Origin of the sequence: Mesorhizobium sp. IMUNJ 23232 (genome assembly GCF_044326205.1) — a bacterium.
Classification (GTDB): Bacteria; Pseudomonadota; Alphaproteobacteria; order Rhizobiales; family Rhizobiaceae; genus Kumtagia.
Genome location: NZ_JBIRCY010000106.1, coordinates 1 through 11,902 on the forward strand (window position 1 = coordinate 1; position 11,902 = coordinate 11,902).

The 11,902-nt window shown below is 63.6% G+C and carries 10 protein-coding genes; 3 read left to right on the forward strand and 7 right to left on the reverse strand.

What is annotated here, in order from left to right:
* Positions 1-153: 153 nt before the first annotated feature.
* From ACH196_RS36420 to ACH196_RS36435, 4 genes are all read right to left on the reverse strand, one after another.
* On the reverse strand, positions 154-495 hold the full coding sequence (locus tag ACH196_RS36420; protein ID WP_396651705.1) for an antibiotic biosynthesis monooxygenase: 342 nt from the start codon (positions 493-495) through the stop codon (positions 154-156).
* 148 nt (positions 496-643) lie between these two features.
* Positions 644-1,441, reverse strand: a complete 798-nt coding sequence (locus ACH196_RS36425) for an FAD binding domain-containing protein (RefSeq protein ID WP_396651706.1) — start codon at positions 1,439-1,441, stop codon at positions 644-646.
* 137 nt (positions 1,442-1,578) lie between these two features.
* The gene (locus tag ACH196_RS36430; protein WP_396651707.1) at positions 1,579-3,927 is read right to left on the reverse strand and encodes a xanthine dehydrogenase family protein molybdopterin-binding subunit; all 2,349 of its coding nucleotides are present in this window, start codon (positions 3,925-3,927) and stop codon (positions 1,579-1,581) included.
* A gap of 125 nt (positions 3,928-4,052) precedes the next feature.
* A complete protein-coding gene (locus tag ACH196_RS36435) occupies positions 4,053-4,550 on the reverse strand; it encodes a (2Fe-2S)-binding protein (protein ID WP_396651708.1) in 498 nt (165 codons plus the stop codon).
* Between the two features lie 217 nt (positions 4,551-4,767).
* Between ACH196_RS36435 and ACH196_RS36440 the strand changes: the two genes are divergently transcribed.
* Both ACH196_RS36440 and ACH196_RS36445 read left to right on the forward strand, forming a co-directional pair.
* The gene (locus ACH196_RS36440; protein ID WP_396651709.1) at positions 4,768-5,988 is read left to right on the forward strand and encodes an FIST N-terminal domain-containing protein; all 1,221 of its coding nucleotides are present in this window, start codon (positions 4,768-4,770) and stop codon (positions 5,986-5,988) included.
* A gap of 10 nt (positions 5,989-5,998) precedes the next feature.
* Complete coding sequence (locus ACH196_RS36445) at positions 5,999-7,339, forward strand: hybrid sensor histidine kinase/response regulator (RefSeq protein ID WP_396651710.1); 1,341 nt, start codon at positions 5,999-6,001, stop codon at positions 7,337-7,339.
* Between the two features lie 140 nt (positions 7,340-7,479).
* Here ACH196_RS36445 and ACH196_RS36450 read toward each other — a convergent pair whose 3' ends face one another.
* Positions 7,480-8,160, reverse strand: coding sequence for a response regulator (locus ACH196_RS36450; protein WP_396651711.1), 681 nt, complete (start codon positions 8,158-8,160; stop codon positions 7,480-7,482).
* 213 nt (positions 8,161-8,373) lie between these two features.
* Between ACH196_RS36450 and ACH196_RS36455 the strand changes: the two genes are divergently transcribed.
* Positions 8,374-9,096, forward strand: a complete 723-nt coding sequence (locus ACH196_RS36455) for a hypothetical protein (RefSeq protein ID WP_396651712.1) — start codon at positions 8,374-8,376, stop codon at positions 9,094-9,096.
* Between the two features lie 41 nt (positions 9,097-9,137).
* On the opposite strand, the gene ACH196_RS36460 is transcribed toward ACH196_RS36455, so the two are convergent.
* Entirely contained in the window at positions 9,138-9,623 is a 486-nt protein-coding gene (locus ACH196_RS36460) for a MaoC family dehydratase (protein WP_396651713.1), read from the reverse strand.
* A 121-nt stretch (positions 9,624-9,744) separates the two neighbouring features.
* Positions 9,745-11,037, reverse strand: coding sequence for a DUF445 domain-containing protein (locus ACH196_RS36465; protein WP_396651714.1), 1,293 nt, complete (start codon positions 11,035-11,037; stop codon positions 9,745-9,747).
* Positions 11,038-11,902 lie beyond the last annotated feature (865 nt).

The window sequence follows — 11,902 nt, forward strand, 5'->3', positions numbered from 1 at the left end:
ACCTTGGCCCAAACCGGCCCGGCAGAATGAGGCCGATTGGGCCAAGGTCGAGGGCTTCGGCGCAGGTCGGGCTGGTGGCCCGGACAAGACGAAGCCCAAAGAATTTGGCCCAAACCGGCCCGGCAGAATGAGGCCGATTGCGTGCGGCACGCTTCAAGCCCGGCGATGAAGTTCGGAGACGACCTCGCCGGACACCGCGTCAGTAACGCCGCGGCCCTCGCCAAGGTCTTCCAGCATCCCCCGCCCCCTTTCCAGGTTTCTGACCATCAAGGGCCGGGCTGCTACAATGCTTTCCATGCTGTCCCACTCGCCGATCATGCAATAGGAACGATCGCCCGTCTTGATGAGCGACGCGCTGCGCAGGCCGGCGAGGTCCGAGCGGTCGACCTCCCTGTTCAGGCGAAGAAACTCTTCCTCGAATTCCGGCCTGACGCGATAGCGAACAACATTGAATGCGGTCATATCCTCCCCCTTGGCTTCAATGTTCTGCAACATCCCGAGTATAACTCAGTAGATCAGAACAGAAAGACCATAGCACTCATCCGGCGTTGGCGCACGCCGGTGCCAGAGCAAATCGTGGGGGAGAGTCCTGAAAAGTCGGACGGAGTTGCATACTCCGTCCGAGGTCAAGCCTGTTTGCGCGCTACGCGTTGGCCGCAGCCACTGCCCGCTTGGCCATGACGACCACCAGATTGGCGCGGTATTCGGCGGAGGCGTGAAGGTCGCTCATCAGCCCGGCGCTCGGCACGGTCACGCCTTCCAGCGCAGCAGCCTCGAATTTCTTGGCCAGCACCGCCTCGATCGGCTTGGAGCGGAACACACCGTCCTCGCCGGCCCCCGTCACAGCAACGCGCACCCCGTCCTTGGTCTTGGCGACGAACACGCCTGTCATGGCATAGCGCGACGCCGGGTTCGGAAACTTCGAATATCCCGCCTTGGCCGGCGCGGCAAAAGTCACGCCGGTGACGATCTCGCCATCCTTCAGCGCCGTCTCGAACAGGCCGGTGAAAAACTTGTCCGCGGAAATCTCACGCTTGTTGGTGACGACCGTTGCGCCGAGCGCCACCAGGGCCGCCGGATAGTCCGCAGCCGGATCGTTGTTGGCGATCGAGCCGCCGATCGTGCCGCGATGGCGCACATGCGGGTCGCCGATATGCGCGGCCAGATGACAGATCGCCGGGCAGACGGACTTCAGCTTGGCGTTGGTGGCGACCTCGGCATGGGTGGTCGCCGCGCCGATTGTGACATTCTTGCCGGAGACGGTGATGCCCTTCAGCTCGGCGATATGCGTCAGGTCGACGAGATCCGAAGGCGCGGCCAGCCGCGTCTTCATCGCCGGGATCAGCGTCATGCCGCCCGACAGGAATTTCGCGTCGCCCTTCTTGGACAGTTTCGCCGCGTCGGCGACGGACGAAGCGCGGTGGTAGTTGACTTGGTACATGGGTGTCTCCTTGCAGGAGTGAATGGTGAATAGTGAATGGTGAATGGATCCTTCGGAGACCCTGGAATGATGATTTGGATGCGGCCGATCTGTCGGCGCCTATCCATTCACCATTCACTATTCACCATTCACCGCTCTCAGTGCTTCGCCGCCCGCGCCGCCGCCCAGACCTTTTGGGGCGTTGCCGGCATGGCGAGTTCGTTGGTGCCGATCGCGTCGGTGATGGCGTTGATGACCGCCGGCGGCGAGCCGATGGCGCCAGCCTCGCCGCAGCCCTTGATGCCCAGCGGGTTGCCCGGGCAAGGGGTGTTCGAGGTCGAGACCTTGAAGGACGGCAGGTCGTCGGCGCGCGGCATGGTGTAGTCCATGTAGCTCGCCGTCAGAAGCTGCCCGCCGGCGTCATAGAAGGCGCCTTCCAGCAGCGCCTGGCCGACGCCCTGGGCGATGCCGCCATGCACCTGGCCCTCGACGATCATCGGGTTGATGACGTTGCCGAAATCGTCCGCCGCCACGAACTGGATGATCTTGGTCACCCCGGTGTCCGGATCGACCTCGACCTCGCAGATGTAGCAGCCCGCCGGGAAGGTGAAGTTGGACGGATCGTAGAAGGCGCCTTCCTTCAGGCCCGGCTCCATGCCCGAAGGCAGGTTATGGGCGGTATATGCGGCGAGCGCCATTTGGAACCACGGCACGTTCTTGTCGGTGCCCGCCACCTTCAGCGCGCCGTTCTCGATGACGATGTCACTCTCGTCGGCCTCCATCAGGTGTGCCGCGATCTTCTTGGCCTTGGCCTCGACCTTGTCGAGCGCCTTGACGATCGCCGACATGCCGACCGCGCCGGAACGCGAGCCGTAGGTGCCCATGCCCATCTGCACCTTGTCGGTGTCGCCATGCACGATCGACACGCTGTCGATCGGCACGCCGAAGCGGTCCGCGACAAGCTGGGCAAATGTGGTCTCGTGGCCCTGGCCGTGGCTGTGCGAGCCGGTCAGCACTTCCACTGTGCCGACGGCGTTGACGCGCACTTCCGCGCTCTCCCAAAGGCCGACGCCGGCGCCGAGCGAGCCAACAGCCGCCGACGGCGCGATGCCGCAGGCCTCGATGTAGCAACTCATGCCGATGCCGCGCAGCAGACCCTTCCTGGCGGCGGCGGCCTTGCGCGCGGGGAAGCCGGCATAGTCGGCCGCCTTCATCGCCGCGTCAAGCGAGGCGCCATAGTCGCCCGCGTCGTAGCACATGATCACCGGCGTCTGATGCGGGAACTGCGTGACGAAGTTCTTGCGGCGCAATTCCGCCGGGCTGATGCCCAGTTCGCGCGCCGCCGTCTCCATGGTGCGCTCGACCAGATAAGTGGCTTCCGGCCGCCCCGCCCCGCGATAGGCATCGACCGGCGCGGTGTTGGTATAGACCGCCCGCACATTGGCATGGATCGCCGGGATGTTGTACTGGCCCGACAGCAGCGTCGCATAGAGATAGGTCGGCACCGACGACGAGAACAGCGACATGTAAGCGCCGAGATTGGCAACCGTGTCGACCTTGAAGCCGATGATCCGGTTGTCCTTGTCGAAGGCCATTTGAACCTCGCTGACATGGTCGCGGCCATGCGCGTCGGTCAAAAAGCTTTCGGTGCGGTCGGCCACCCATTTCACCGGGACGCCGGTCTTCTTCGAGGCCCACAGGCAAACGAGTTCTTCCGGATAGATGAAGATCTTCGATCCAAAACCGCCGCCGACATCCGGCGCGATGACGCGCAGCTTGTTCTCCGGCGCGACATTGTAGAAGGCGCTCATCACGAGGCGCGCCACGTGCGGGTTTTGCGAGGTCGTCCAGCAGGTGTAGTGGTCCTCGCCCTTGTCGTAGTGGCCGAGTGCTGCGCGCGGCTCCATGGCGTTGGGCACTAGCCGGTTGTTGACGATCTTCATCGTCGTGACATGCGCGGCGGAAGCGATCGCCGCATCCGTCGCCTTGGCGTCGCCGATCTCCCAGTCGTAGATCAGATTGTTGTCGGCCTCCGGATGAAGCTGCGGCGCGCCCTTCTTCAGCGCGTCGACCGCACTCGAAACCGCCTTCTTCTCCTTGTAGGTGACCTCGACGGCCTCCGCCGCGTCTCGCGCTTGGCCCTTGGTGTCGGCCACCACGATCACCACCGCGTCGCCGACGTAGCGAACCCGGTCGAAGGCCAGCGGCGACCACGCGCCCATTTTCATCGGCGTGCCGTCCTTGGAGTGGATCATCCAGCCGCAGATCAGATTGCCGATGCCGTCGGCCTTGAGTTCCTTGCCGGTGAGCACGCCGATGACGCCCGGCATGGCCTTGGCCTTCGACACGTCGATCTTCTTGATGTCCGCATGCGCGTGCGGGCTACGCACGAACGCCGCGTGCTTCATGCCGGGCACGACCATGTCGTCGACATAGCGCCCGTTGCCGGTGATGAATCTTTTGTCTTCCTTGCGCGCAACGCGTGCGCCGATGCCTTCGATACCCATTGGAATGTTCCTCCCGAACCTCGGACTACGGCAGTAGGCAGTGGGCAATCGGCAGTAGTAAAATGCGCCATCCGGCGCCGAAGATTACCCGACTGCCGACTGCCTATTCACGACTGCCTTCTCCCTCACGCCGCCTTCTTCGCCTTGCCCTTGCCCTTCGACATCACCTCGGATGCCGCCAGGATCGCCTTGACGATGTTGTGGTATCCCGTGCAGCGGCAGATATTGCCTTCCAGCTCGGCGCGCACCGTCGCCTCGTCGAGGCCGTCGGGATGGCGGTTGATCATGTCGGTGGCCGACATGATCATGCCCGGCGTGCAGAAGCCGCATTGCAGCCCGTGATGCTCCTTGAAGGCAGCCTGGACCGGGTGCAGGTCGGCGCCGTCGGCGAGTCCCTCGATGGTGACGACCGTCGAGCCCGAGGCCTGAGCGGCAAGGATCGTGCAGGACTTGATCGCCTTGCCGTCGACATGGACGACGCAGGCGCCGCATTGCGATGTGTCGCAACCCACATGCGTGCCTGTAAGCCCCAGATTTTCCCGCAGGAAATGAACGAGCAGCGTACGGTCCTCGCCGGACGCGCCCACCTTTCGGCCATTCACGGTTAGAGAAACGTCCGACATATTGCCTGCCTCCCTCGGTAGGTATTTTCGCGGGGGCTCTCCGGCGTCCCGCGGATCGAACTCATGGCGTTCGAGGCGCAGACTTTGCGATCCTGACCGCTCGGGTCGAGAATGCAGCCGCCCCCCGCGAACCGTATATTGTACTTAAGACGATACGGTCCGTTCCCACAGCATTGCAAAACTCCGGCGTCCGGACAAGAATGCATTCGGCACCTGCGTGCACGACACGCAAAACGAAGGGCCGGAGGAAAGGCTGGAGGATTTGGCGCGAGCCTGCTCGAAGACAAGCTACGGCTGCGGGCTGACAGTGGTCAGCACGGACAGGCCGGATGCACCGGCGTTTGCCCGCGAGGTGGCGCGCACGGCCGCCGCGACAGGCGCCGGGTTCGCCCTGTTCTTCTTCTCTCAAAGCCTCGTGCGGGCGAAGGACCTTTCGGCCGCCATCTCGCGTTACGCGCCGGCCTTGCCGCACGCCGGGTGCTCGACCGCGGGCGAGATCACGGCTGCCGGTCTCGAGGAAGGCCAGATGCTGGCCATCCTGTTTCCTGCCGAGAGCTTCACCATCGCCAGCGCCATGATTCCCAACCTGTCCGGATCCGGCATGGAATCGATCGCCGCGCAGGTCGGCGCGCTGCGGCGCTCGCTCGCCGCGCATACGGGGCGACTGTCATCCGGCAACGCGTTTGCGCTCTGCCTCATTGACGGCCTGTCCTTCGCCGAGGAATCGGTCGCCTCGGCGATCCACTGGGGCCTGGACGACATTCCCCTGGTCGGCGGATCGGCCGGCGACGACCTGCGCTTCCAGGCGACCACGCTTATTTCCGACGGTGTCGTGGCGACCGATTGCGCCGTCGTCATCCTGATGGCGACCGACGTGCCGTTCCATGTCTTCAAGACCGAGAATTTTGTGCCGACCAACGAGAAGCTGGTCGTCACCGCTTCCGATCCGAACCGCCGCGTCGTTCACGAGTTCAACGCCACGAGTGCCTCCGAAGAGTTCGCGCATGCCGTCGGCGTCATGCCCGACGCGCTGACCCCTATGAGTTTTGCGTCGCATCCCGTGGTCGTCCGTGTCGGCGGCGAATATTATTGCCGCTCGATTCAGAAGCTGAACACGGACGGTTCGCTCTCCTTTTTCTGCGCCATCGACGACGGCATCGTACTGTCCATCGCCGAGCCGACCGACATGGTCGAATCGACCCGCTCGGCGCTGGAGGACGTCGGTGAAAAGGTCGGCGGCATTGACGTCATCCTCGGCTTCGACTGCGTGCTGCGACGGCTGGACGCCCGCAACCGCCAGGTTCTGAGGGACATTTCCGACCTCTACCGGACGAACAACCTCATCGGCTTCGGCACTTATGGCGAACAATACCGCACCATGCACTTGAACCAGACGCTGACCGGCATCGCCTTCGGCCACCGCCAGGCCGCCGAGTAAGGTTACGGCAATGCTGGTCGACGAAATCACCGACATCCAGCGGCTGCGCAAGATCAACGCGGCGCTGATTTCGCGCGTCGAGCGGGCGATGGACCAGCAAGGCAACGCCTTCTCGCTGTTCCAGACGGCGATCAACCTCGAAGGCCGCGTGCGCAGCCGTACCGAGGAACTGCGCTCCACCATGCGGCGGCTGGAGGAATCCAACATCGACCTGTTCGCGGCCAAGGAAGCCGCCGAACTCGCGAACCTGTCGAAGACACGCTTCCTCGCCGCCGCCAGCCACGACGTGCTGCAACCGCTCAACGCCGCGCATCTCTCGGTCTCGGCGCTGTCCGACCTGCAGACGACCGAAGAAGGCCGCCGGCTGGTCGGCCAGGTCGAACGCTCGCTGACCACCATCGGCAACCTGCTGCAGACGCTGCTCGACATTTCCAAGCTCGACGCCGGCGTGGTCATGCCGGAGATCGCCGAGATCCCGCTGGACCAGCTTTTTTCCTCGATAAAATCGGATTTCCAGCCGATCGCCGAGCAGAAGGGGCTGAAATTCCGTTTCCGGGCGAGCAACGCGATCGTCCGTTCCGACCGGACCATGCTGCATCGGCTGTTGCAGAACATCGTCTCCAACTCTGTCCGCTACACCCGCGCCGGCGGTGTGTTCGTCGGCGCGAGGAGGCGCGAGGGAAAGGTAAGGATCGAGATCGCCGACACCGGCTGCGGCATCCCGCAGGAACACCGCGACGCCGTCTTCGAGGAGTTCCACAGGGGGCCGGGCGCCGTCGAAAGCGATATTTCCGGCGCCGGCCTGGGGCTCGGCCTGTCGATCGTGCGCAGGATGGCCGACGCGCTCGGCCACCGCATCGGCTTCTCCTCGGTGGTCGGCCGCGGCACCGTCTTCTGGCTGGAGGTGCCGGCTATCGCGACCCGCCCACCGGTGATCGTCGAGATCGCGGCCGAGAGCAAGCGCCCGCGCGGCTACGGCCTGTTCGGCACAAGGGTGCTGCTGATCGAGAACGATCCCGGCGTTGCCGAAGCGATGATGGCTCTGCTTCAGCGCTGGCAATGCGCGGTGCGCCCGGCCGCGTCCTCTGACGAGGCTATCCGCGCGCTCGGCGACACCGACTGGGTGCCGGACGTGATTATCGCCGACCAGCATCTGGAAGGCGGAGACCTGGGCAGCCAGACGATCGCCGAGGTGCGGGCCTATCTCAAACGCGACGTGCCGGCCCTCATCATCACCGGCGACGGTTCTTCCGATCTCGCGCATGCTGCCCGTGCATCCGGCATCGAACTGATGCGCAAGCCGGTCAAGCCGGCCCAGTTGCGCGCGTTGCTGGCGCATTTGCTAGCGTAGGGCAGTAGGGCAGTAGGGCAGTAGGGAAAAATAGCCGAGAAGAATGATTGGCCAGCGGCCGAGAGCGCTTCCAATTTTCTAGGGCCATAGAGGGGCAATCCTACTGCCCTACTGCCCTACTGCCCTACTGCCCTACTGCCCTAAAACCCCTGCTCCCGAAACAGATCCGCATTGTCGAGTTTCGAAACCTCGATCACCGCCTGGGTACGGCTGTAGACATTGAGCTTGCGCAATATCTCCGAGACATGCGCCTTCACGGTCGTCTCGCCGACCTGCAGCTCATAGGCGATCTGCTTGTTGAGCAGGCCCTGCCGCAACATCTGCAGCACCCGCAATTGCTGCGGCGTCAGCTTTGCCAGCCGGCGCACCATGTCGGCGCGGTCGGCGCTTTCGGGCTCGGGCGGCCGGTCGCCATAATTCTGCGGGACATAGACGGCGCCTTCCATGACGGAACGGATCGCCGCCGCAAGGTCGTCCTTGCGCACCGATTTCGGAATGAAGCCGGCCGCGCCGTAGGACAGCGCCTCCGAGACGATCTTCGGCTCCTCATGCCCCGATACGACGACCACCGGCAGGCGCGGATGGCGTGTACGCAACTGAAGCAGCCCTTCGAACCCGTGCACGTCCGGCATGCTGAGATCCAGCAGCGCGAGATCGAACGGCAGCGGCCCGGAAAGGACGTCCAGCGCCTCCGCGATCGACTTCGCCTCGACCGTGTCGACTTCCGGATAGGCCATGCGGACGGCGCTGTGCAGCGCCTCGCGGAACAGCGGATGATCATCGATGATCAGGAAACGCGTGACCTCGCTGGTCTGGTTCATGGGGCGGTTTCTCCCTTCAATTTTTATTGAATGCTACTTTTTCAGAGTTTACGGCCCGATCAAGCGGAGAGTTTGCCGACTGCCGAGGATCGCGGCGCCGTTCGTCGGATCGGCGGTGTATGGATTCGGCCATGGCGCACAAGCCCTTCGGCGTCTGGTATCGCATGCCCTGGGCTGTTATGGGAGATTCGTCTTCTACCCGGCGGGAACGAGATGATCCAGGACGACCCATTCCGGGCGTATGATGAAGCTTTCGAGGCCTGGCGCGCCAAGCAGCCCGGTTCGAAATTCTCGGAATTTTCGCTTCGGCGCATCATCAACGGCCTGCGCAAAGGCCGGGTTCACGACACGCTCGGATCGAACCTGTCGGGCGAAGAGAGCTGGGCGGAATCCGGACGGTCGATGTTCGAGACCATACTGGCGATGCATCCGCTTCCGGCAAACGCGCGCGTCTGCGACTATGGCTGCGGCAGTCTGCGCGTTACCTCGCATTTCATCAGGCGGCAGGACCGCCTGTGCGTGTTTGCGCTCGACGCGGTTACCGACTTCATGAAGATCGGCAAGGAGCTTCTCGGTGAGCACGTCCTGCAAGAGAAGCTACCCCGGTTCGGGGTGATTTCGGCGAGGCTGGAGAATGCAGCGGCATTCAGGCCCGATCTGGTTTACGCGACATCGGTCGCCAGGCACGTGCATCCGGAAGAAAAACCCGACTTCATCGATGCCATGAGGCGGATCGCCGGCAAGCCGGGCAGCGTGGCGATATTCGACGCCTATGTGGCTGACAAGGAGACACGCTTCGCCCGTTCCGGTTGGGCGTGGCCCCTGAATTTCTATCTCGATGCGATGGCGCCGTTGAAGCTCATCGGTTCCAAAGAACTCGGAAGCGGCGTGACCGGCTGGGACGTCCACCGCACTTTGCTGGCTTTCCAGCGGTAAGGGACATTGCACGCCCGGTTGGCGATGCCCGCCGGAAATGCTCAGGCGGTGCGGCGCGCCCGCTTTTCATAGAGCATGACCAGCGTATCGGCGATCAGCGCCGGTCTGTCCTCGCCCTCGATCTCCATGACGTTGCTGGCCTTCATGAGATATTGGCCCGGCCCCTTGCCCTCCATCGACAGCAGCGTGGTGCGCAGCCTGACCCGCGCGCCGGCCCTGACCGGCGCCAGGAACCGCACGTGGTCGATGCCGTAATTGAAGGCGCCCTGCGTATTGTCCGGCAGGATGCGCATGTCCTGGATGAAGAAGCCGATGAGCGAGAGCGACAGATAGCCGTGCGCGATCGTGGTGCGCAGCGGGCTCTTGCGGCGCGCCTGCTCGACGTCGACATGGATCCACTGGCGGTCGCCCGTGCATTCGGCAAACTGGTTTATCCGCTCCTGGTCGACCGTCACCCAGTCGGAAACCCCCAATTCCTGCCCGATAAGGCCCCACAGTTCCTCGAATGTCGGCGCCGTTTCTCGCATCGCGTTCCCTTCGTCGGGTTCAACGCCTGCTTTTTAGCCAGTTGCGCGGCAATCGCAAGATTTGGACGCAGCCCGGCGCACTTGAGACCGGACGGCTCAGTCGAACGTCAGATACGGCCCGTCAATTCGCCAGCAACAGCCGCTCGGCGCCGTAAAGCACAAGGCCCGCCAGCCCGCCGATCAGCATGCCGTTGAAGCGGATATATTGCAGGTCGCGGCCGATATTGAGTTCGATCAGCCGGGTGAGCTGCGCCAGATCCCAGCGCTTGACCTGCTCGGCGATGAAACCCGAAACGCCGCTCTTCTGGCTCTCGACGAAGGCAGCCAACGACACGACGAATCCCTTGTTCATGTCGGCGCGGATGTCGGGATCGCCGGCGAGATGCCGCCCGACATTGACGAACATGCCGGCGAGATGCGTGCGGATCGCCGAGCGCGGCGCCGCCAGATCCTTTTCGATGATCGCGCGAACGCCGCCCCACAATTCGCCGGCCAGCGCCCGCAACTCCGGCCGAGCAAGCAAATCGTGCTTCAACGCCTCGGCACGGTCGGCATAGTCCTGCGAATTACGCAGCCTCTCGACGAAACCTTCGACGAAACGGTCGAACTCGCGGCGCAACGGATGGTCGGGATCGCCTTTCACGTCATCGAGGAAAGTCGCGGCGGAGGCCACGATCTTCTTCAGCAGATAGGCATCGGCACGGAACAGGTTGAACAGCGACGGCAGTTCGGCGCGGATCTTTTCCCTGAGCGAATCCAGCGTCTTCTCGTCGCTGAAGGTCTTTGCCAGCGCCCCGGTAAGCTCATCGAGCAGTTTCTGGTGCCGCCCTTCAGCCGTGACCGCCGCAAGCAGGCCCGCCGCCAGCGGCGCCACCGGCACCTTGTCGACCTGCTCAGCAAGGCGGCGCGCCGCAAAATCCTTGAGCCCGGACTGCTCGATCGCCGTCAGCGTCTGCGGCGCCAGCCGCGCCACGAAGGCGGCGAGGTCGGCGGCGCGCTCACGATCCGACAGCCAGTCGGCGACAAGTGCCGCGAAATCCACCTCTTCCAGCTTCGCCTTCACCGGACCAGGCGCCAAAAAATTCACCTCGATGAAACGTCCGAGATTGTCGGCGATGCGCGCCTGATTCTCCGGAATGATCGCGGTATGCGGGATGGGCAGGCCGAGCGGCCGCCTGAACAGCGCCACAACCGCGTACCAGTCGGCGAGCCCGCCGATGGTCGCGGCTTCCGCAAAGGCGGCGACGAAACCTAACCACGGCCAGCGCGGCTGAAACACCCGCGCCGCCACCAGCACCGCCAGGCAGGCACAGAGCGCCAGCGTCGCAAACAGCTTCGTCCGCCTCAGCGCCGCCAATTTCTCCGCTTCGCGCGTATCGGCCGCCGCTATCTGGATTTCGGTATTGGCGGACATTCCTGCTTCAACCCTTCTCGAAACCGAACAGCCGGCGCGCCCGGCCAACTCCATATAGGACGCCGTCGGATCAAAACCCTGCTTTCTCCGCCAGGCAGTTTGGACCACTTCGGGCAGATGGCCCGCCGGTGCACTTCAATGCCATCCGCCAGGCACAACTTCCACGGGGCAGTTTCCTGTTCTCCCATTTTGACCGGCCGGGCGTCCGGATCGCCACTTTGTCGGCTTGTTGGTCCCTTGGTCATGCTTGTTACGCAAAAATCCACACGGGCTGCGAACAACCATCTGTTTTTGCTTGGTTTTACAAGCATGACATTGTTTTCGAACGGCCTTCGGCCTGCGCTGCTCAGGATGACGAAGCAGAGGCCGTTTCCGCGAATCTCCAACGCCTGCGATTTGCCGCGAAGCCCCGCGCCTTCGTCATCCCAGGGCGGAGCACGAGCGAAGCGAGTGCGGAGACCCTGGGAACCATGCCGTACTGGTAACGAAGTGCTCCGGCGGTCCCGAAAACGGCGCGCAGGACATCCCGAAAACGGGGATGAAAAACACCGCCAAACAGAAAATATTCTTGGACACCCGCCGGCTACGCCGCCAAAGCCCTTGTTTTTGCTGACCACGCCTTTCCTCGTCCGACACCCGAAACACCACCGAACAAGATTTTCATCCCCCTCCCCAAAACCTGCCTCATACTTGCCGCCGGTTCCCGTGCGGGAACGAAAGGAGGCGGCATTGGACTTCGGAGACGCGAGTACGACAATCGAGCGATACCGGCAGGCGCTGAAGCATATCCTGTTGATGCTCGTCGGCATGGCCGAGATGGGGTTTGGCAGGCCGCTGTCGCTGGTGCTTGGGGATGCCGCCGTCG